The 19,690-nt window shown below is 65.3% G+C and carries 19 protein-coding genes and 1 pseudogene (1 of these 20 only partly in view); 9 read left to right on the top strand and 11 right to left on the bottom strand.

What is annotated here, in order from left to right; genetic code table 11:
• Position 1: 1 nt before the first annotated feature.
• On the bottom strand, positions 2-2,509 hold the full coding sequence (gyrB, locus tag Sj15T_RS14050) for a DNA topoisomerase (ATP-hydrolyzing) subunit B (protein WP_013038723.1): 2,508 nt from the start codon (positions 2,507-2,509) through the stop codon (positions 2-4).
• Positions 2,510-2,595: 86 nt separating this feature from the next.
• Between gyrB and Sj15T_RS14055 the strand changes: the two genes are divergently transcribed.
• Complete coding sequence (locus Sj15T_RS14055; protein ID WP_013038724.1) at positions 2,596-3,078, top strand: hypothetical protein; 483 nt, start codon at positions 2,596-2,598, stop codon at positions 3,076-3,078.
• Positions 3,079-3,122: 44 nt separating this feature from the next.
• Here the strand turns inward: Sj15T_RS14055 and Sj15T_RS14060 are convergent, their stop codons facing one another.
• Together Sj15T_RS14060 and Sj15T_RS14065 are read right to left on the bottom strand one after the other, a co-directional pair.
• Complete coding sequence (locus tag Sj15T_RS14060) at positions 3,123-3,662, bottom strand: DUF1993 domain-containing protein (protein ID WP_081440619.1); 540 nt, start codon at positions 3,660-3,662, stop codon at positions 3,123-3,125.
• A gap of 89 nt (positions 3,663-3,751) precedes the next feature.
• Positions 3,752-4,354, bottom strand: a pseudogene (locus tag Sj15T_RS14065) (hypothetical protein).
• Positions 4,355-4,443: 89 nt separating this feature from the next.
• On the opposite strand from Sj15T_RS14065, the gene Sj15T_RS14070 reads away from it, so the two are divergent.
• On the top strand, positions 4,444-5,907 hold the full coding sequence (locus Sj15T_RS14070) for a PLP-dependent aminotransferase family protein (protein ID WP_007689269.1): 1,464 nt from the start codon (positions 4,444-4,446) through the stop codon (positions 5,905-5,907).
• A 358-nt stretch (positions 5,908-6,265) separates the two neighbouring features.
• Here Sj15T_RS14070 and Sj15T_RS14075 read toward each other — a convergent pair whose 3' ends face one another.
• Genes Sj15T_RS14075 through Sj15T_RS14085 form a run of 3 tightly spaced genes read right to left on the bottom strand, consistent with a single transcriptional unit; the run spans position 6,266 to position 8,042 of the window.
• Positions 6,266-6,976: a SprT family zinc-dependent metalloprotease gene (locus Sj15T_RS14075; RefSeq protein WP_041385589.1), complete on the bottom strand. Its 711-nt coding sequence runs from the start codon at positions 6,974-6,976 to the stop codon at positions 6,266-6,268.
• Positions 6,957-7,382, bottom strand: a complete 426-nt coding sequence (locus Sj15T_RS14080; protein ID WP_007689265.1) for a YcgN family cysteine cluster protein — start codon at positions 7,380-7,382, stop codon at positions 6,957-6,959. The genes Sj15T_RS14075 and Sj15T_RS14080 overlap by 20 nt, the downstream gene beginning before the upstream one ends.
• Before the next feature lie 3 nt (positions 7,383-7,385).
• Positions 7,386-8,042 carry an SCO family protein gene (locus Sj15T_RS14085; RefSeq protein ID WP_013038730.1) on the bottom strand — a complete coding sequence of 219 codons (657 nt, stop codon included), beginning with the start codon at positions 8,040-8,042 and terminating at the stop codon, positions 7,386-7,388.
• A gap of 47 nt (positions 8,043-8,089) precedes the next feature.
• Here Sj15T_RS14085 and Sj15T_RS14090 point away from each other — a divergent pair, with 47 nt between their 5' ends.
• Both Sj15T_RS14090 and Sj15T_RS14095 read left to right on the top strand, forming a co-directional pair.
• Entirely contained in the window at positions 8,090-8,725 is a 636-nt protein-coding gene (locus Sj15T_RS14090; RefSeq protein WP_233431843.1) for an ankyrin repeat domain-containing protein, read from the top strand.
• 353 nt (positions 8,726-9,078) lie between these two features.
• A protein-coding gene (locus Sj15T_RS14095; protein WP_115288555.1) for an IS5 family transposase occupies positions 9,079-9,836 on the top strand; the annotation gives its coding sequence in 2 pieces (ribosomal slippage) (positions 9,079-9,415 and positions 9,415-9,836; 759 coding nt in all).
• A gap of 120 nt (positions 9,837-9,956) precedes the next feature.
• Here the strand turns inward: Sj15T_RS14095 and ppa are convergent.
• Both ppa and Sj15T_RS14105 read right to left on the bottom strand, forming a co-directional pair.
• Positions 9,957-10,499, bottom strand: a complete 543-nt coding sequence (gene ppa, locus Sj15T_RS14100) for an inorganic diphosphatase (protein WP_007689259.1) — start codon at positions 10,497-10,499, stop codon at positions 9,957-9,959.
• A 41-nt stretch (positions 10,500-10,540) separates the two neighbouring features.
• Positions 10,541-12,460, bottom strand: a complete 1,920-nt coding sequence (locus Sj15T_RS14105; RefSeq protein ID WP_041386179.1) for a M61 family metallopeptidase — start codon at positions 12,458-12,460, stop codon at positions 10,541-10,543.
• Positions 12,461-12,612: 152 nt separating this feature from the next.
• On the opposite strand from Sj15T_RS14105, the gene hisS reads away from it, so the two are divergent.
• From hisS to Sj15T_RS14125, 4 genes are all read left to right on the top strand, one after another.
• On the top strand, positions 12,613-13,962 hold the full coding sequence (gene hisS, locus Sj15T_RS14110) for a histidine--tRNA ligase (protein ID WP_013038734.1): 1,350 nt from the start codon (positions 12,613-12,615) through the stop codon (positions 13,960-13,962).
• A complete protein-coding gene (prfA, locus tag Sj15T_RS14115) occupies positions 13,959-15,053 on the top strand; it encodes a peptide chain release factor 1 (RefSeq protein ID WP_193377931.1) in 1,095 nt (364 codons plus the stop codon). Before hisS ends, prfA begins: the two co-directional genes overlap by 4 nt.
• A 118-nt stretch (positions 15,054-15,171) precedes the next feature.
• Entirely contained in the window at positions 15,172-15,999 is an 828-nt protein-coding gene (gene prmC, locus Sj15T_RS14120; protein WP_013038736.1) for a peptide chain release factor N(5)-glutamine methyltransferase, read from the top strand.
• Between the two features lie 316 nt (positions 16,000-16,315).
• Positions 16,316-17,098: a DUF4167 domain-containing protein gene (locus Sj15T_RS14125; protein WP_007689247.1), complete on the top strand. Its 783-nt coding sequence runs from the start codon at positions 16,316-16,318 to the stop codon at positions 17,096-17,098.
• A gap of 103 nt (positions 17,099-17,201) precedes the next feature.
• On the opposite strand, the gene Sj15T_RS14130 is transcribed toward Sj15T_RS14125, so the two are convergent.
• Both Sj15T_RS14130 and Sj15T_RS14135 read right to left on the bottom strand, forming a co-directional pair.
• The gene (locus Sj15T_RS14130; RefSeq protein WP_007689246.1) at positions 17,202-17,579 is read right to left on the bottom strand and encodes an acyl-CoA thioesterase; all 378 of its coding nucleotides are present in this window, start codon (positions 17,577-17,579) and stop codon (positions 17,202-17,204) included.
• Positions 17,572-17,871: a hypothetical protein gene (locus Sj15T_RS14135; RefSeq protein ID WP_007689240.1), complete on the bottom strand. Its 300-nt coding sequence runs from the start codon at positions 17,869-17,871 to the stop codon at positions 17,572-17,574. Before Sj15T_RS14135 ends, Sj15T_RS14130 begins: the two co-directional genes overlap by 8 nt.
• Positions 17,872-17,946: 75 nt before the next feature.
• Here Sj15T_RS14135 and Sj15T_RS14140 point away from each other — a divergent pair, with 75 nt between their 5' ends.
• Complete coding sequence (locus tag Sj15T_RS14140; RefSeq protein WP_007689239.1) at positions 17,947-18,375, top strand: CBS domain-containing protein; 429 nt, start codon at positions 17,947-17,949, stop codon at positions 18,373-18,375.
• Between the two features lie 6 nt (positions 18,376-18,381).
• Here the strand turns inward: Sj15T_RS14140 and Sj15T_RS14145 are convergent, their stop codons facing one another.
• Positions 18,382-19,690: the 3' portion of a lipopolysaccharide biosynthesis protein gene (locus Sj15T_RS14145; RefSeq protein WP_193377923.1), read on the bottom strand. It continues 179 nt past the right edge of the window; only the last 1,309 of its 1,488 coding nucleotides appear in the window; its start codon lies beyond the right edge, outside the window; the stop codon is at positions 18,382-18,384.

Raw genomic sequence — 19,690 nt, forward strand, 5'->3', positions numbered from 1 at the left:
ATCAGACGTCCAGATTGGCGACGTTCAGCGCGTTGTCCTGGATGAACTCGCGCCGCGGTTCGACCACATCGCCCATCAGCCGGGTGAAGATTTCGTCGGCGACGTCCGCCTGCTCGACCTCCACCCGCAGCATGGAGCGGTTATCGGGGTCCAGCGTGGTTTCCCAAAGCTGTTCCGCGTTCATCTCGCCAAGGCCCTTATATCGTTGGATCGCCAGCCCCTTGCGCCCGGCCGTCAGGATCGCCTCCAGCAATTCGCTGGGCCGCGTGACCGTGGCCGACCCCTTGGTCGCGACCGGCAGTTCGTCCTCCCCGGCCTCCTCGGCGGCGGCCGCCGCCTTGGCCGTCACCAGGCGGCTGGAGGTGCGATAGCTGTCCGCCTCCTCGGCTGCGATGGCGTGCAGCTTGCGCGCTTCGGCCGACCCGATGAAGCCCGCCTCGATCATGTGATGGTCGGTGACGCCGCGCCAAAGCCGCTCGAAATGGAAGCCGCCCTCCTCTGCGATCCGGCCGCTCCACCTGCCCTCATCGTCCTGCGCGTCCATCCAGCGGACGGTGTTGGCCAGCCGTTCGGCCTGCGCGTCATGGCTGAGTTCCGGATCGAGCGCGCCGTTGATCGCCAGCGCCTCGATGATCGCGGGATTGTAGCGGCGCGGCACATAGCGCATCACCGCCCGGATTCGCCGCCCATGTTCGATCAGGCTGCGCAGGTCTTCGCCCGACCGCATGCCGCCGGTCGTTTCCAGCGCCATGGATTCGACGCCATTGTCGACCAGGTAATTTTCCAGTGCCGCCTCATTCTTCAGATAGACCTCCGACCGGCCCCGCGTCGCCTTGTAGAGCGGCGGCTGCGCGATGTAGAGATGCCCCGCCTCGATGATCTGCGGCATCTGGCGGTAGAAGAAGGTCAGCAGCAGCGTGCGGATATGCGCGCCGTCGACGTCGGCATCGGTCATGATGACGATCTTGTGGTAGCGCAGCTTTTCCAGGTTGAAATCGTCGCGGATGCCGGTGCCCATCGCCTGAATGAGCGTGCCGACCTCCTTTGACGACAGCATCCGGTCGAAACGGGCGCGCTCGACGTTCAGGATCTTGCCCTTCAGCGGCAGAATCGCCTGATTGTGCCGGTTGCGCCCCTGCTTGGCCGAGCCGCCCGCCGAATCGCCCTCAACCAGGAAGAGTTCGGACTTGGCGGGGTCGCGTTCCTGACAGTCGGCCAGCTTGCCGGGCAGGGAGGCGATGTCCATCACCCCCTTGCGCCGGGTCAGTTCCCGCGCCTTCTTCGCCGCCTCGCGGGCGGCGGCGGCGTCGATCACCTTCTGGACGATCATGCGGCCATGCTGGGGGTTTTCCTCCAGCCATTCGGCCATCTTGTCGGCCATCAGGCTTTCCAGCGGCTGGCGCACTTCGGACGAGACCAGCTTGTCCTTGGTCTGGGATGAGAATTTGGGATCGGGCAGCTTCACCGACACGATGGCGGTCAGCCCCTCGCGCATATCCTCGCCGGTCAGCGAGACCTTCTCCTTCTTCAGCAGGCCCGACTTGTCCGCATAATTGTTGAGCGTCCGCGTCAGCGCGGCGCGGAACGCCGCCAGATGGGTGCCCCCGTCCCGCTGCGGAATGTTGTTCGTGAAACAGAGGACATTTTCATAATAGCTGTCGTTCCATTCCAGCGCGACGTCGATGGTGACATCGTCGCGGCTGCCCGAAATGGCGATGGGATCGGGCATCAGCGGCTGCTTGTTGCGGTCCAGCCACTTCACGAAGGCCGCGATCCCGCCCTCGTAGAACAGCTCGATCTCCTTCTTCTCCTCATGCCGCGCATCGGCCAGGAACAGCCGCACGCCGCTGTTCAGGAAGGCCAGCTCGCGATAGCGATGCTCCAGCTTCTCGAAATCGAACTCGGTATGGTTCTTGAAGGTGCCGCCGTCGCCGGGCACTTTCTCGGTCGAGGGAAGGAAAGTGACCTTCGTCCCCTTCTTTCCCTCCGGAGCGTCGCCGATGACCTTGAGCGGCGCGACCGCGTCGCCATAGGCAAAGCGCATATAATGCTCCTTGCCGTCCCGCCAGATGTTGAGGTCCAGATATTCGCTGAGCGCGTTCACCACGGAAACGCCCACGCCATGCAGGCCGCCCGACACCTTGTAGGCATTGTCGTCCGACGTGTTCTCGAACTTGCCGCCGGCGTGGAGCTGGGTCATGATGACCTCCGCCGCCGACACGCCCTCTTCCTTGTGGATGTCGGTGGGGATGCCGCGGCCATTATCCTCGACGCTGACCGATCCGTCGGGGTTGAGCGTGATCAGGATGCGGTCGCAATGGCCGGCCAGCGCCTCGTCTATGGCATTGTCGCTGACCTCGAACACCATATGGTGCAGGCCGGAGCCGTCGTCGGTGTCGCCGATATACATGCCGGGCCGCTTGCGCACGGCATCCAGCCCTTTCAAGACCTTGATACTGTCGGCGCCATAGGCATTGCTGTTGGGGTTGTTCTGACTTTCCTCGCTCATATCCGAGCATATAGGGAATAGGGCCGGCAAACTAAAGCGAAACATGGCGGCTATCGCCCGTGGAGAGCAGGGTCTATCAGGCGGCTATGCGCATTGTCCTTGCCCTGGCCCTGATGCTCGCCGCCTGCTCGAAAAGCAGCGACGTGCTGGAGGAATTGCCCAACAGTTCCCTGGCCGGCGCGGCGCGGGAGGATGTGCCGGAAACCCGCCTGGAATCGCGCCTCGTCCGACCCGTGACCATCGGGGAGGACGGTCCGCGTCTGGACGCCTGCGGCGCCATGGGGCAGGCGGCGCGCGTGGGCGCCGGAGGAGCGCCGGTACGGGCCGCGCCCTTTTCGGACGCCCGGGAAATCGCCCGCATGGCGGAGGGCGCCCGCGCCTGGGTCTGCACCCGCAGCCTCGACCAGAAATGGCTGGGGGTCGTGCTGGTCGCTGAGCCTCCTGCCGACAATGCGACGGCTCCGGTGGATTGCGGCGTTTCCGAACCGGCGGACCGCAAGCAGCCCTATGACGGCCCCTGCCTCAGCGGCTGGGTATCCAGCGCCGCGATCAGGCTGATCGCAGGTTAGGATATCCTAAAATATTCCCCTCCCGCCTGCGGGAGGGGAGGAAATTAAAGCCCGCCCAGATAATCGAGCTTGCCCAGCGGCACGCCCGCCTGCCGCAGCAGCGCATAGGCCATCGTCACATGGAAGTGGAAATTGGGCATGGAGAAGCCCAGCACATGGCTGCGCCCGGTGAAGGAGAAGTCGCCGCGCGGCGTCCTGAGCACCACTTGCGCGTCCTCCCGCCCGTCGATCCGATCGCGCGGGACGGATTCCAGGAAGGCGAGGGTCTTGCCGATCCGTTCCTGGAGGTCGGCAAAGCTCTGCTCCGTATCGGGCATCGGCACCGGATCGAGCCCGCCGATGCGGATCACCGCCCCCTTCGCGCTGTCGCTGGCATATTGCACCTGCGCGGCGAGCGGGGCCATGTCCTGCGTGAGCCGCGCCTGCGTCAGCGTGAGTGGATCGATCCCCTTTTCTTCCGCATAGGCCGCGCCCTTCTCCAGGATGGCGGAAAGATTGCGCAGGCCCCGGATGAAGACGGGAACGGTCAGGTCGTACAGGTCGGTCGCCACCAGGCTCTCCTCATGATCGTGAGCGCCCTCCATATGGCATTCGCGGCCCCAGTCGATAGGCGCGAGCGATAAAAGGGACCGGCCGGCGGGGCTCCATGCCGGCCGGTCAGGGGGCAACCGGATCAGGCAGGCGCGGGACGTTCGCGCGCGGCTATGGCGAAGAAGGGCAAGGCATGGTGCACGATCCAGCCGATCGTCGCCGCATAGAGCAAAGTGCCGAGGCCGACCGTGCCGCCCAGCAGCCAGCCGGCCGCCAGCACGCCGATCTCGATGCCGGTGCGCACCCATTTGACCGGCAATCCGGTGCGGCGGCAGAAACCCGTCATCAGCCCGTCGCGCGGCCCCGGCCCCAGCCCCGCGCCGATATAGGCGCCGCCCGCTATGCCGTTGAGGAGGATTCCCGCCGCCAGCCAGGCGAAACGCATGGCATGGCCCTCCGGCGTCGGCAGGATCAGGAGGCTGATGTCCACCGCCGTCCCGATCACCGCTATGTTGCAGACGGTGCCGAGGCCGGGCCGCTGGCGCAGCGGCCACCAGAGCAGCAGGACGATCGCCCCGACCAGATTGACCGTCATGCCGAAACTCAGGCCCAGTCGCGGCGCCAGCCCCTGATGCAGCACGTCCTAGGGGTCCAGCCCCAGATCGGCGCGCAGCATCAGGGCCATGGAGAAGCCATAGAGGCCAAGTCCCCAGAAAAGCTGGAAAAGACGGCGGTGCATCAACATGGCGGCTGAAATCACCCGAAATGGCCTTTTACAAAACGGCCACTATCGGATAAGTGGCCCCCTCATTCTTCGGATTGGAATTTATTGCCATGTCCACTTCCCTCCTGCGGCCCCCTTCCCTGCTTCGCCTGCTGGGCGCCTGGCGCGCCGAGGACAGCGCCGAACCCGCCTATCGCCAACTGGCGCAGGCGTTGCGGATGCTGGTGCTGGACGGGCGCGTGGGATTGAACGTCCGCCTGCCGGGGGAAAGGGAACTGGCGGCCGCGCTGGGCCTCAGCCGCACGACCATCGCCGCCGCCTTCGACCGGCTGCGCGACGAAGGCTTCCTAGAAAGCCGGCAGGGGTCGGGCAGCGTCACCCGCCTGCCGCCCGGCCGGATGGACCAGGCCCTGCCGGAAATCGACACGATCGGCGGCGGCAACATCCTGAACTGGACCCATGCCGCCTTGCCCGCCGCGCCGGGCGTGGGCCGCGCCTATCAGGCGGCGGTGGAGGCGCTGCCCGCCTTTCTGGGCGAGCTGGGTTACGATCCGCTGGGCCTGCCGCCGCTGCGCCGGGCGATCGCGGCCTATTATGAACGGCGGGGATGCCCCACCAGTCCCGACCAGATCATCGTCACCAACGGCGCCCAGCAGGGATTTTCGCTGCTGCTGCACTGGCTGGCGGGGCCGGGCGACCGGGCGGTGATCGACCATCCCACCTATCATAATGCGATCCAGGCCCTGCAGCGCGCCCATGTCGTGCCGGTGCCTGTCGGCCTGCCCGCGCAGGGGTGGGACATCGACGCGATGGAGGCGGCCTTCCGCCAGACCAGCCCGCGTTTCGCTTATATCATCGCGGATTTCCACAATCCCACCGGACGCAGCATGGACCCCGGCACCCGCCGCGCGCTGGTGGCGGCGGCGACGCGCAGCCATATGCCGCTGATCATCGACGAGACCATGGCCGCGATGGGCCTGGACAACATGCCGCCGCCGCCGGTCGCCGTGCACGATCCTTCCGGGCGGCAGGTCATCACCCTGGGTTCGGCCAGCAAGATCTTCTGGGGCGGGCTGCGCGTCGGCTGGATTCGCGCCGACCCGCAGACCGTCGCCGCGCTGGGCCGCCTGCGCACGACGATGGACATGGCCAGCCCGGTGGTGGAGCAGCTTGCCGTCGCTCATCTGATCGACGGCGATGAAGGGCTTGGCCCGCGCGCGGCGATGCTGCGGGGGCGCCGGGACCATCTGCTGGCGCTGATCGAACGGCACCTGCCGCACTGGCGCGCCGAATCCCCGGCGGGGGGCCTGTCGCTATGGGCGGAGCTGCCGCGGGGCGAGGCGACGGCGCTGGCCGCCATCGCGGAGAGCCACGGCGTGCGCGTGGCCCCGGGGCCGCGCTTTGGCGTGAGCGGCGCGTTCGAGCGCTTCCTGCGCCTGCCCTTCACCCTGTCGGAGGAGCAGTTGACGGCGGGCGTGGAACGGCTGGCCGAAGCCGATGCGCGGCTGCACGCCCGCCTGCCCCGCGCCCGCGATTCGGTTGCCGCCGCGCTGGAGGCGGACCGGCTGATCTGAGTCGCGCCGGATATTGGCCATGAGCGGACATCAGTTTCCGTAGTTTCCGTCACCCCGGACTTGATCCGGGGTCCCGCTTTCTTGTCTGAGCGCCCGCCTCGTCCAAGGCAGCGGGACCCCGGATCAAGTCCGGGGTGACGAATAGGGGGAGCGTCCGCTTTCCACCCGCATCAGCCGGTCGGGCGACCCCTGACCATGTCCGCGCCGCGAGGTCCGGGCGGCGGGACCTACGAACCACCCGCCTGTTCGCGGGAGCATGCCGCTTACCCGTGCGAAGGCGTCCGCGTCGGCCCGACGGTCTTTGCATGGCTGTCCGGCATCGTCGCCGTCGGACAGCGCCGTTTCCCGGCGGGGCCTGTCACCCGACGAAGCGGTGCAGCGCGGTCCCATGCTCGCGCAGCCAGGCTCGCGCCGGGCGGGGATCGTCCCCCAATATCCGCTTGTGCGCCGCGTGGAAGGCGGGGCTATGGTCCATGTGCAGCAGATGCGCCAGTTCATGCGCCACGGTCGCCCGCCGCACCTCCGGCGGGCAGAGGATCAGCCGCCAGCTATAGCGGATCGCCCCGCTGGAGGCGCAACTCGCCCAACGGCTGCGCGGATCGCCGATGCCGACCGACGCCACGATCAGCCCATTGTCCCGCGCCATTTCATGGCTTTCGGTCTCCAGCACCGCCCTGGCCCGCATCTTCAGCCAGCGCAGCACCCGCGGTCCCACCGATTCCGCCGCGCCGCCGAGCAGCAGCCGGTCGCCCTCCAGCCGGATCGTGCGCGACGCGCCCTCCACCCAGCAGATGCGCACATCCCGCCCCTCCAGCGGAAAGACGGCGCCGTCGCCCAGCGTCACCTGCGCCGGGCGGCGCGCCATCTGCGAACGGACCCAGCCTTCATGCTCCTGCGCCCAGCCGAGGGCGCGCTTCAGATTGGCGCGGGTTGGCAGGGATAGCCTGAGTTCGCCGCGCGCATGATCGAGCGACAGCCGATAGGCCCTGGCCCGCGCCGACCGGCGAACCCGCACCGGAACGGCGACGCCGTCGACGACAAGGACAGCGTCAGAGCTCTCTGTCGACAAGGTGATTTTCCCAATCGCCCGCGTCCGCCTCCGCAACGGTCCAGCCGCGCACGGACTCCTGCGCCCGGTGCACCGCTTCCCGGTCGCCGCAGACCAGATAATGCCATTGCGGCAGCGGCTTGCCCTCGCCGCGCAGCCTGTAGGCGCAGGTGCGGGGCAGCCAGCCTATCGTCTTCACCTTCGCGGGGGTCAGGCGCACGCAATCCGGCACGAAGCGGCGGCGTTCCTTGTAGTTGGTGCATTGGCCGCTGTGCCGGTCAAGCAGGCGGCAGGCGACATTGGTGGGATAGATGCGGCCGGTATCCTCATCCTCCGCCTTGTGGAGGCAGCATTTGCCGCAGCCGTCGCACAGCGCTTCCCACTCGGCGCGGTCCAGTTTGTCGAGGGGCTTTTCCCAGAAGTCCAACCGTCACTTCACCCATTTTTCGAGGAAGGCCGTCACCTTCGCGGGATCGCCTTCATCCGCGTCCGGGGTTCCCGGATCGTCCACCGGCACCAGCGCGACCGGCTCCCCATCGCCGCCGAAAAGATAGGGGGTGCGGCTGTGGCTGACCAGATAGCCGCTCGCGCCCTTCGCCTCTTCCTTGTTGTAGAGGACCACGAAATCCTTTGCCACCTTGGCGATTTCGTCGGGCGTGCCGGTCAGGCCGATCAGGCGCGGGTGGAAGGCCGCGACATAGGTCTTGAGGACGGCGGGCGTGTCGCGATCCGGATCGACGCTGATGAAGATCGGCTGGACCCTGGCCGCCAGGGCGGGTTTCGCCTTCTCGAATTTCGCGAAGCCCTGCAGGATGCGTTGCAGGTCGACCGGGCAGACGTCGGGGCAATAGGTATAGCCGAAATAGACCAGCCGGTACCTGCCCTTGAAATCGTCCCAGCGCACCTTCTTGCCGTCCTGGTCGGTCAGCGTGAAGGGCGCGCCGATGCTGGCCCCGTGCAGGTCGCCCTGGGCGCTGTCGTCGCCGCTTGATGCATTGCCTCCCGCCCCCATATTACAGGCTGCCAGCAGGGCGGCGAACGGCAGGGTGAGCGAAATCAGCGCTTTGTTCATGGCGCCGCCAGCCATGCCCTGCTATGGCCCGATTTGCAAATCCCAACGGGGCTATGGATAGAATGACAGGACGTTTTCCGGCTTGGATGGGCGTTGGCCGCGCCGCCGCTCTGACCCTGGCGCTGCTGTCGCCGGTCGCGGCGCCGATGGTTGCGCGGGCGCAGTTTTCCGACAATTACAACTTCCTGAAGGCGGTCAAGGATGCCGACGGGCAGAAGGTGACCGACCTGATCCAGAAGCCTGGCTCCACCGTCATCAACAGCCGCGACGTGACCACGGGCGACACCGCGCTGCACCTGGTCATCGCCCGGCGCGACAATACATGGCTGACCTTCCTGCTTGCCAAGGGCGCGAACCCGAACCTGACCGACAATAACGGCAACACGCCGCTGATGGATGCGGTGCAGGCCCGGTTCGAGGAGGGGGCGCGCAGCCTGCTCACCTATAATGCGCAAGTGGACAAGGCCAATGGCAGCGGCGAAACGCCGCTGATCCGGGCGGTGCAGCTTCGCGATGTCGGGCTGGTCCGGCTGCTGGTGGCGCAGGGGGCCAATCCCGACAGGCGCGACACCATCGCGGGCATGTCGGCGCGGGACTATGCGCAGCGGGACAACCGCACGCCGGGGCTGGTCGAAGCGCTGAGCGCGGCCAAGACGACGACCGCACCCAAGGGGCCGGTGCAGGGGCCGGTGTTCTGATATTCGGCCGATTTTAGGGTGATTTCCAAGCGATCGGAACCGATCCCTGATTAAGAAACCGCGGAAAACAAGGAATCCAGAGCGGCGATCTGATTCAATCAGATCGAAACACGCTATAGGGTGTGTGGGGATTCAGTTCAGGGCGCGGCGAAAATAGTGGATTTCGAGAACCTCGAAACGAGGCAGGTGACTCGTTTCGGCGCAGCGTACTTCAGTACGTGAGCACCGGAAGCGGAGAAAGCCGCTATTTGCAGCCCGCCATGGGCTGAATCCCCACACACCCTAAGGCTTGTTGAGATTCAGGATTCCCCTTTAGGCTTTGATCTGATTCAAGCTCCTTGAAGGAGTTTGTGATGGAAGCTGAACGACTTGTCCTTCGGGACGATCAGTGGGCAAAGATGGCGCCATATTGTCTTGGCAAGGCAAGCGATCCGGGTCGGAGCGGCCACGACAATCGGCTATTTCTGGAGGCGGTGTTGTGGATTGCGCGCACGGGCAGTCCATGGCGTGATCTTCCGGCTGCATTCGGGAAGTGGAACACGATCTTCAAGCGCTATCGGGATTGGGTGAAAGCCGATGTTTTCCAACGGCTTTTCGACGCCGCGTCGGATGATCCAGACATGGAGTTTGCAATGGTCGATGGCACGATCGTCAAGGTCCACCGCCACGGCCAGGGCGCAAAAGGGGGACTCAAAGCCAGGCCATAGGGCGGTCGAAGGGCGGCATGACCACCAAGATCGTCGCACTCACGGATGCCTTGGGCAATCTCGTTCGCTTCGTGCTGCTACCGGGTCAGCGCTGCGACATCATAGGTGTCCCGCCCCTCATCGAGAACCTCGCCTTCGCTGGCTTCATGGCCGACAAGGCGTTCGACACCAACGCCATCATTGCTGAACTCGACGCGCGGGGCGCAAGGGTCGTGATCTCACAGCATCCCGGACGGGCCAGCAAGCGCCGGATCGACGCAGAACTCTACAAATGGCGTCACCTCATCGAGAACTTCTTCTGCAAACTCAAGGAGTTCAAACGAATCGCCATGCGTTCCGACAAGACCGATCAGAGCTTCTCAGCCATGATCTATCTCGCCAGTGCCGTCATCAACTCTCGATGAATCTCAACAAGCCTTAGAGCATCGTGCGGAAAAGCCTGTCCTGGACCATCCGCATATAGGAAGAAGGGGCCGCGCAGATCGTCTGCGCGGCCCCTTCTTCATTCAGCATCGCGCAGCGCCTCAGGCGGCCTGCTTCCCAGCCTTGTAGCGTTCGATCGCTTCCAGGGTGATGCGCTTGGCGTCTTCCGCGCCGCCCCAGGTGCCGATCCGCACCCACTTCTGCTTTTCCAGATCCTTGTAGTGGGTGAAGAAATGTTCGATCTGCTCCATCACGATGCCGGGCAGGTCGTCCTTTTCATCGACGTCGCTATAATAGGGAAAGGTCTTGTTGTCGGGAACGCAGACCAGCTTCTCGTCGCCGCCGGCCTCGTCTTCCAGGTTCAGCACGGCGATGGGACGGGCGCGCACGACCGAACCGGGCACGAAAGGCGAGCGGGCGATGACCAGCGCGTCCAGCGGATCGCCATCGGGCGACAGCGTGTGCGGCACGAAGCCGTAATTGGCCGGATAGCGCATCGGCGTATGCAGGATGCGGTCCACGAACAGCGCGCCCGAAGCCTTGTCGAATTCATATTTGACAGGCTCGCCGCCCACCGGAACCTCGATGATGACATTCAGGCTGTTGGGCGGATCGTCGCCGACCGGGATCAGTTCGATATTCATGGACTATAAGCCTCTGTAAACGCGGTGGTCGTTGCGGGCGATTATGTTTTCGGTTTCAGCAGCCGGTCCAGGCTGCCTTCACCCTCTCCCATTTTTTCGAGGCGCGGATAGCGCAGGCCGCCGGAATAAGCGAGGCTCAAAGTGCGATAATATTTGTCCTGCTTTAGTATGATCTGGAGCGGCTTTCCGGACTTGATCGCCGCCTTGAACACGTCGCCCGAATATTCGTCGCCATTGATCGCGACGATCTTCGAGCCGATGGCAAGACCCGCCTTGAAGGCCGGGCTGTCCCAGACGACATTGCTGATCTCGCCGTCATTCTTGACGATGAGGCCGATGCCGAAGCTCTGGTCGGTGAACTTGCCTGACCCCTCGGCCGCCTTGGTGATGGCGCCCGGCGTATCGCCATAGACCAGCCTGTAGCCGCCCAGCGTGAAGCCGCCCTTGGGCGTCTCCTTCGTCGTGCCGTCGACATATTTCTGGAAGAAGCCTGCCCAGTCATAGGGCGCGACCTGGTTCAGCGTCCTGATCACGTCGCCGCGATTATAGACGACCTGTCCCCAGTCGCCCGGATGGGTGCCGAAGAACGCCCTGGCGAAATCGTCGAGGCCCTTGGCGCCGCTTGTCTGCTGGCGGATGATGGCGTCCGCCTCCAGCCAGATCATCAGCCCTTCATTATAATAATCCTCCGACCGCTGCCAGCTCGACCAGCCCTTGGGCCGCCGGGCGGAGATGATGGGATCATGGGTGGTGTCCTCCATCGGCCGCCATTCGCGCCCCCGCGCCGTGTCCAGCTTGGCCGCGATATGGGCATAGGCGTCCAGCGTCTCCTGCTTGGAGAACAGCCCGGACCGCGCGCCCAGGACATAGCCCCAGAACTGCGTTTGTCCTTCATAGACCCACAGCAGATTATCCTGCATCGGCACGTTGAAATCCGGCGTCCACAGCAGGTCGGGACGGCGGAACTTGCCGTCCCAACTATGGGTGAATTCATGCGGCAGCAGGTTGCGGTCCAGCAGCGCGGCGCCATCGCCCCATTTCTTGAAATAGCCCGGCTCGACCTGATTTTCCGAAGAACGATGATGCTCCAGCCCGATGCCGCCCATCTCGTCGGTGATGGCGAACAGGAAGTCATAATGGTCGAAATGATAGGCGCCGAACAGCGCGCCCGCCTCGTCGACCAGCTTCTTGTGCTTCGCGATCTGGTCCGGCTTGGCGTCCAGTTCGCCGGCATCGTCGGCCAGGATGTTGAGCGTCACATTATGCCCCAGATCGACCGGCTTGAAATACAGCCCCGCGAAAACCGGCGAATCCTGCAACGCCTCATAATCGATCGTCTCATAGGCGACGGTAGAGCCCGTCTTCTTGCCGCGCAGCGCCGTCGCTGCCTGCCAGCCGTCGGGATAGGTCACGGTCGCCTGGATCGGGATCGCCCTCGTATAATAGCCCGCCGGATAGAGCGACACCGACTCCCACTGGATGTTCAGCATCTTGGGCGTCACCACCACGCGGCCCTGATTGGGCTGGGTGGCGGACAGGAACTGGAAGGATGCGACGACCTGCTTCACCCCCTGCGGCACGTCGATCACGAAGCCAAAGACGTTCAGCGGATCGCGCTTCCACGCCAGCGGCTTGCCGTCTGCGGTGAAGGTCAGGCCGGTCAGCTTCTCGATCTGCCCCCGCGGCGCGTGATTGCCCGGCAGCCATTGCGGCATCAGCAGCGTCATCGGCCCGGCGGCGGCGACCGGAATGGTCTCCTTCACGCGGAAGATGCGCTGCACCGTGTCGGTGGCGTCGACCTCCAGCCTGATGGTGCCGCCGGGATAGGGGACATCCTTGGGGGTGGGCGCGGCATTGTCGACCGGCAGCGCGACGGGCCTGGACCGGATCGCGTCCTGCGCGATCAGCGGTCCCGAAATGGCCGTGGAAAGGAAAAGGGCGGCAGCAAGGCTGCGGATCATGAACATCTCCGAAAACGGGTGTGGCCGAACGACCGTATAACAACAGCATGGCGAGCCATTCCGCTCTCGTCCACCCCCAACTCTTCTTGGGATATTTTACGATAAAAAAGCGCGTTTCCTTGGCGCGTCTTTATCGTTAAAGGCGCTGCCCCATGGCGAAGATCGAAACCCCGCGCCCGGTGCGCGGCACGCAGGACATGCTGGGCGGCACGAACGAAGCGTTCCAGGAACGCTTCGCCCATGTCGTCGCGACCTTCGACCGGGTGCGCAGGCTCTACGGTTTCCAGCGGGTGGAAGTGCCCGTCTTCGAATCGACGGCGGTGTTCGCCCGCTCGCTGGGCGAAAGCACCGACGTCGTCTCCAAGGAAATGTACACCTTCGAGGATCGCGGCGGCGACAGCATCACCTTGCGCCCGGAATTCACCGCAGGCATTTCCCGCGCCTACATCACCGAAGGCTGGCAGCAATATGCGCCGCTGAAAGTCGCGACCCACGGCCCTCTCTTTCGCTACGAGCGTCCGCAAAAGGGCCGCTTCCGCCAGTTCCACCAACTCGACGCTGAAATCATCGGCGCGGGCGAGCCGGGCGCGGACGTGGAACTGCTGGTGCTGGCCGACCAGTTGCTGCGCGAACTGGGCATATCGGAAGGCGTGACGCTCAACCTCAACACGCTGGGCGACGGGCCGAGCCGCGAAGCCTGGCGCGCCGCGCTGGTGGCGCATTTCGAAGCGCATCGCGACCAGCTTTCCGAAGAGAGCATCGACCGCCTGCACCGCAATCCGCTGCGCATCCTCGATAGCAAAGACCCGCGTGATCGCCCGGTGGCGGACAGCGCGCCGGACATCGACGCCTATCTCACCGACGAAGCGCGCAGCTTCTTCGAAAAGGTGACGGCGGGCCTCGATGCGGCGGGCGTGGCGTGGGAACGCAACGCCCGTCTGGTGCGCGGCCTGGATTATTATCGCCACACTGCGTTCGAATTCATCACCGACCGGCTCGGCGCGCAGGGCACGGTGCTGGGCGGCGGGCGCTATGACGGGCTGATCGAGAATCTCGGCGGCCCCTCGACTCCGGCGGTCGGCTGGGCGGCGGGGATCGAGCGGCTGGCGATGCTGATCGATGTACCTGCGGTAGAGCGTCCCAAGGTTGTTGTGTTTTCAGAGGCGGACGACCTCGAAGCCGACATTATAAAAGTCACAACCGCTCTTAGGCGAGCAGGTATCCCTGCCGACTCCATTTCAGGCGGTTCTCGCAAGAAACGATTCGACAAGGCGCAATCTGGAAATCCGGAACTTCTTTTCGTGATTCGAAGGTCACCGAATCCTCGACCGAATTGGAATCCTATTTTCATCGACGTAAAGCGTGGTCGGGCGAGTCCGCATGAGGATTTCTTGCTTGCGGAGCAGGATGCTGCGGCATTTCTCAATCAAGCGATGATTGTTGTGCAACTCGACGAAGATGAGAAGAAGTTCGCTGATTTTGGCGTTTTGTTGAAGTCATAATGCACATCTCCGCCGAACGCATCGCGCAGATCGAGGCGCGCCGGGACGAGGTGCAGGCGTCGATGACGCGTGCCGACCTCGCGCCGGAGGAGTTCGTGCGGCTGTCCAAGGAATATGCGGAGATCGAGCCGGTGGCGAAGGCCGCCCATGAGGTCCGCCGCCTGCGCCAGGAACTGAGCGCGCTGGAATATATGGCGGGCGGCGAGGATGCGGATTCCGATCCGCTGATGCGCGAAATGGCGCAGGAAGAGATGCAACTGATCAAGAGCCGGTTGCCCGACGCCGAACGCGCCCTCGCGCTGCAATTGCTGCCGAAGGATGCCGCCGACGCCCGCCCGGCCATGCTGGAAATCCGCGCAGGCACCGGCGGCGACGAAGCCGCGCTGTTCGCGGGCGACCTGTTCCGCATGTACCAGCGCTATGCCGACGCGCAGGGCTGGAAGATGGAACTCATTTCCGCCAACGCTTCCGAAGTCGGGGGGTATAAGGAGGTCGTCGCCAGCGTCACCGGCACCGGCGTCTTCGCCAAGCTGAAGTTCGAAAGCGGCGTCCATCGCGTCCAGCGCGTGCCCGTCACCGAAAGCGGCGGGCGCATCCACACCTCCGCCGCCACCGTCGCGGTGCTGCCGGAACCGGAGGAGGTCGACGTCCAGATCGCCGACAGCGATCTCAAGATCGACATCTACCGGGCGTCCGGCGCGGGCGGCCAGCATGTCAACACCACCGACTCCGCCGTGCGCATCACGCACTTGCCCAGCGGCATCGTCGTGACGCAGCAGGACGAACGATCCCAGCACAAGAACAAGGCGAAGGCGATGCAGGTTCTGCGCGCCCGCATCTACGAAGCGGAACGCGAACGCGCCCAGAGCGAACAGGCGGGCGCGCGCAAGGCGATGGTCGGCTCCGGCGACCGTTCCGAACGCATCCGCACCTATAATTTCCCGCAAGGCCGGGTGACGGACCACCGCATCAACCTGACCCTGCACCGCCTGCCCGAAATCCTGGAAGGACCGGGCCTGTCCGAAGTCATCGACGCGCTGGTGGCGGAGGACGAAGCCGCCCGCCTCGCCCAACTGGACGGCGTGGCGTGAAGTCGCCGCCAAAGACACAAAACCCGTCATTCCCGCGCAGGCGGGAATCCATCTCCCATAAGATGCGATTTGATGCAGCGTCTGGAGATGGATTCCCGCCTGCGCGGGAATGACGAATATGGGCGTTGCCGTCGCCTTGCGAGAGGCAGTCGAACGCCTGACCCCCATCAGCGCCACCCCGCGCCTCGACGCCGAACTGCTCCTCGCCCACGCGCTCAGGATCGACCGCAACACCCTCCTGCTGCGCCAGCGCGACCTCAGCGTCCCGCCCGGCTTCGACGCCCTCATCCAACGCCGCCTGACCGGCGAACCTATCGCCTATATCACCGGCACTCGCGATTTCTGGACGATCAGCCTGCACGTCACGCCCGACGTCCTCATCCCCCGCCCGGACAGCGAAACGCTGATCGAAGCCGCGCTCGACCATTTCGGCCCGCGAAGCCCCGCCCGCATCCTCGATCTCGGCACAGGCTCCGGCGCGCTGCTGCTCGCCGCGCTCAGCCAATGGCCGCAGGCGACGGGAACGGGTGTCGACATCTCCCCCGCCGCCGTCGCCGTGGCGCAGGGCAATGCCGACCGCCTCGGCCTCGGCGGACGCGCAAATTTCCGCCTCGGCGACTGGGCGGAGGGGATGGGAGGCCCCTTCGACCTGATCCTCGTCAACCCCCCCTATATCGCCCGCGACGCCGCGCTGGCGGGCGACGTCCTCCACGAACCCGAAACCGCCCTTTTCGCAGGCGCGGAAGGGCTGGACGATTATCGCCGCATCGCCCCGGCGCTGCCCCGCCTGCTCGCGCCCGGCGGCATGGCCGCGATGGAGATCGGCCATGACCAGCGGCTTTCCGTCTCCGCTTTGCTTGCCGATCAAGGACTTGGCGTTTCGCCGCGCCGCGATCTGGCGGGGCATGACCGCTGCCTGGTCGCGACGCCGGGCCCCTCCGCCTGACGCGGCGAAGGATTTGCGCTTCCCCAAGCTAAAATTGCTTGGTTTATGCCCTGGAAGCCACTACATGGGGCTTAGGGACGGCACTATCCTGAGGATTTGCCCCGTGGGCGTAGCCGAGAAAAGGCCGTTTTCCCGCTCCTTCAAAGTCACGACGGCGCTGCTGCGCAGGCGCCTCTGGCAGGTCAAGGGCATAGGCCGATCGCTCGGTCCCTGCCCGGCGGAGCCTTATCCGGCCTGATGGTCAGGCCGTGCTGAAGGATGCGACTGAACAGTGTTTTTCCGTGAATGATGGCAAAGTGAACGCAAGGATCAGCTCTTGATCAACAACAGGCAGGCCGGTCGCCGGAATCGCGGCCGGAACAACAATAATGGCCGGCCCAACGGTGGCAATCGGGGCGGCGGCGACAATGGCAACCGGATCGACAGCCGCGCACGCGGCAATGCGGCCCAGCTTCTTGAAAAATACAAGAATATGGCGCGCGATTCCCAGATGGCGGGCGATCGGGTCAATGCGGAATATTATCTGCAATTCGCCGACCATTATTTCCGCGTGCTGGCCGACAACCGCGCCCGGCAGGAGGAGCAGCAGCAGCGCTTCCGCCCACGGGACGAGAATTTCGACGACAGTTTCGACGATTTCGACGCCGCCGACGAAGCGGGCGAGGACGCGCGCGCCGATCAGGCGACCGACCGCGGGCAGGATTTCGATCGCCGGCGGGACGAGCAGCGCGACTATCGCGAAGGTCGGAACGACCGCAACCGGCGGGACCGCAATGACCGCAACGAACGGCGCCGGGATCGTCCTTCGGTAGAGGAAGCGGCAGGCGAGGAAGTCGCGGAACATCGGCAGGCCGAAGCCGCGTCCGAGCCGGTTGCCGCCGTTCAGCCGGCCCCGGAAGCCCAGTCCGAGGCGGATGCCCCCCGCGCCCGCCGCGGTCGCCCGCGTAAGGCGGCGACGAAGGAGGAAGGGCAGGGCGGTCTGGACCTGGCCGTGCTGCCGCCGTCCATCGCGCGCGCCGACAATGATGCGGACGCCGCCGCCGAAGCGCCGCGCAAGCGGACCCGCCGCGCCCGGCCCGCTGCTGAAGCGGCCGAATAAGGCTCCGATCCTGCCCCGGAGCGGGCGGGAATAGGGCCGACGAAGCAAAAAGGGAACGGCGCCGTCGCGCCGTTCCCTTTTTGCTTTCGTCGGCCCTGCCGGATCAGGCGGGGGGCAGCGGACGCGGCCGATGATTTTCGTCCAGCGCGACGAAGGTGAACAGGCCGCTCGTCAGCCCCACCTCCCTTCCCTGCCGTCCCCGCGTCGCGACGACATCGATCCGGATGGCGACCGACGTCCGCCCCCGCCGCTCCTCATGGGCATAGACCGACACGATGTCGCCCAACAGGATCGGGGCGATGAAGGTCATGCTCTCTATCGCCACCGTGGCGACCGGCCCCTGTGCGATCCGGGCGGCGATGATGCCGCCGGCGATATCCATCTGGCTCAACACCCATCCGCCGAAAATATGCCCGTTGCTGTTGATGTCCGCCATGCGCGGCATCACGCGCAACACCACTTCGCCCCTTTGGTCAGTCATTGTCGGGAACCTCGTCTTTCATGCGGTCGATGATCTGTTCGTCATGTCCTGTTCCGCTGGACAGAAATGCCAGGGCCATCAGGCCCGTCCCCAGCATGAACGTCAACCAGACGCCCAATATCGTCGCGATGACCATGTGGATCGGCATCGGCCCCGCCCACCAGCGCAGAAAGAGCAGCGCCGCCCCCACGCATAGCGCGCCGGTCAGCGCCATCCACGCCATGATGCGGCGGAACCGCCGCCACGCGACCCTGGCTATCTCCGGATCGTCAAGAGCTTGTCTGCGCGTCATCCCTTTCCTTTGGGCCGTGAAAGTGGGATCATCAAGGGACCGAGGCATTTAGTCGGCAGGGCAGGGAGACGGACCATGACGATCGCGGCGATTTTGCAACGCAAGGGACAGGATGTCGTCCAGGTGCAATCGAGCGACACGGTGCTGTCCGTGGTGCGATTGCTGGCCCAGCGGCGGATCGGCTGCGTGCCGGTGGTGGACGACGGCGAGGTAGTGGGAATCTTCTCCGAACGCGACCTGGCCTATCGCGTGGCGCAGGAAGGCGCGGCGGTGCTGGACCGCCCGGTGGGGGAGATCATGACGGCCCCGGCCATCACCACGGACGATCGGACGCCCGTCAACCATTGCCTGTCGCTGATGACGAAACGGCGCATCCGGCACCTGCCCGTCGTGGTCGACGGCGCGCTGGTGGGGCTGGTGTCGATAGGCGATCTGGTGAAGTTCCGCATAGATTCGATAGAATCCGAAGCGGCCGCCTTGCGCGATTATATCCAGACGGCCTGATCCGTCTCAGGCCGGCGCCTCCACCGGCGGCGCCCGCCGCGTTACCAGCGCCACCAGTTCCATAAGCGTCCCATGCGCGCACAGCATCAGCGCGGCCAGAAAGGCCAGCCCGCCCGCCGGCACCAATATCCCCAGCCGAATCGGCGCGGCGAGAGGCGGCAGCAGCCGGTCGATCCCCATCACCGCCGCCGCCATCAACAGCGAACAGCCAAGCCCCGGCGCCGCTGCCCGCGCCAGGTCGATCAGCCGCAGGCCCATGGGCGCGCCCGCCAGCCGGGCAGTGATCAGCGTTAGGATCGGAAAAGCAAAAAGCCATGCCCAGGCCAGCCCGATCGCCCCGAATCGAATCCCGATGAGGAAGGCGGCCGGCATCAGCACCGCGCCTACTGCCGCGATCCGCGCCGTCGTCCCCGGCCGGCCCACCGCATTGCTGACCGGCGCGAACATCACCTGCAACGTCATGAACGGCATGGCGAGCGCCAGGATCGCGACGAAGGGCGCCATGTCCCGCCATTTCGCGCCGAACAGCGTCTCGACCAGCGGCCCCGCCGTCACGGCCATCCCCAGATAGACGGGGCAGCTAATCAGCAGCAGCAGCCGCACCGCCTTGCAGAAGGACCAGGCGATTCGCGACGGATCCTTCTGCATCCGCGCATAAGCTGGGAAGGCCACGTCGTTCAGCGGCGGGATGAACTTGCTGACGAAGATCTGCGTCAGGAACAGGGCCTCTGCATAAAGGCCCAGTTGATGCGGCTCCAGCACGCGCCCGCCGATGAAGATGTCGGCCTGGCTCTGCACGATCCAGAATAACTGCCCGCCCAGCAGCGACGCGCCATAGGCCACCATCGCCCCGGTCCCGCGAAAATCGAAGCTGGGAACGGGCATGAACCCGGTCGCCAGCACATAGCCGATCCCCTTGACCCAGAATCCCGCGATAGGCGCGAACACCAATGTCCACACGCCCCAGCCCGACAGCGCACCCGACAGCGCCACCGCCGCCGAAGCCATGGCCGCGATCAGGTTGACCAATGCCGGCCGCCGGAAATCCATCGCCCGCCCCATGATCGCTTCGGGAATCGAGATGAAGGGCGTGGACAGATAGAGCAGCGCCTGCACCCGCAGCAGGTCCGCAACCATGGGCTGCGCATAATAGGCCGCAGCCAGCGGCGCGACCGCAAGCTGCGCCAGGGCGAGCCCGCCGTTCAGCAGCAGCATGATGCCGAATGCCTGCCGCAGCTTGTGCGTTTCGACCGTCTCCGACTGCACCAGCGCGCTCACCAGCCCATAGCCGTTGAGGAAGGTCGCGAAGTTCAGG

The sequence above is a fragment of the Sphingobium sp. TA15 genome (genome assembly GCF_037101235.1).
GTDB classification, from domain to species: domain Bacteria; phylum Pseudomonadota; class Alphaproteobacteria; order Sphingomonadales; family Sphingomonadaceae; genus Sphingobium; species Sphingobium indicum.

Coding starts and splice junctions, on each gene's coding strand:
- gyrB (WP_013038723.1), bottom strand. CDS start 2,509: ATGAGCGAGGAAAGTCAGAACAACCCCAACAGCAATGCCTATGGCGCC.
- Sj15T_RS14055 (WP_013038724.1), top strand. CDS start 2,596: ATGCGCATTGTCCTTGCCCTGGCCCTGATGCTCGCCGCCTGCTCGAAA.
- Sj15T_RS14060 (WP_081440619.1), bottom strand. CDS start 3,662: ATGGAGGGCGCTCACGATCATGAGGAGAGCCTGGTGGCGACCGACCTG.
- Sj15T_RS14070 (WP_007689269.1), top strand. CDS start 4,444: ATGTCCACTTCCCTCCTGCGGCCCCCTTCCCTGCTTCGCCTGCTGGGC.
- Sj15T_RS14085 (WP_013038730.1), bottom strand. CDS start 8,042: ATGGCTGGCGGCGCCATGAACAAAGCGCTGATTTCGCTCACCCTGCCG.
- Sj15T_RS14090 (WP_233431843.1), top strand. CDS start 8,090: ATGACAGGACGTTTTCCGGCTTGGATGGGCGTTGGCCGCGCCGCCGCT.
- ppa (WP_007689259.1), bottom strand. CDS start 10,499: ATGAATATCGAACTGATCCCGGTCGGCGACGATCCGCCCAACAGCCTG.
- Sj15T_RS14105 (WP_041386179.1), bottom strand. CDS start 12,460: ATGATCCGCAGCCTTGCTGCCGCCCTTTTCCTTTCCACGGCCATTTCG.
- hisS (WP_013038734.1), top strand. CDS start 12,613: ATGGCGAAGATCGAAACCCCGCGCCCGGTGCGCGGCACGCAGGACATG.
- prmC (WP_013038736.1), top strand. CDS start 15,172: ATGGGCGTTGCCGTCGCCTTGCGAGAGGCAGTCGAACGCCTGACCCCC.
- Sj15T_RS14130 (WP_007689246.1), bottom strand. CDS start 17,579: ATGACTGACCAAAGGGGCGAAGTGGTGTTGCGCGTGATGCCGCGCATG.
- Sj15T_RS14135 (WP_007689240.1), bottom strand. CDS start 17,871: ATGACGCGCAGACAAGCTCTTGACGATCCGGAGATAGCCAGGGTCGCG.
- Sj15T_RS14140 (WP_007689239.1), top strand. CDS start 17,947: ATGACGATCGCGGCGATTTTGCAACGCAAGGGACAGGATGTCGTCCAG.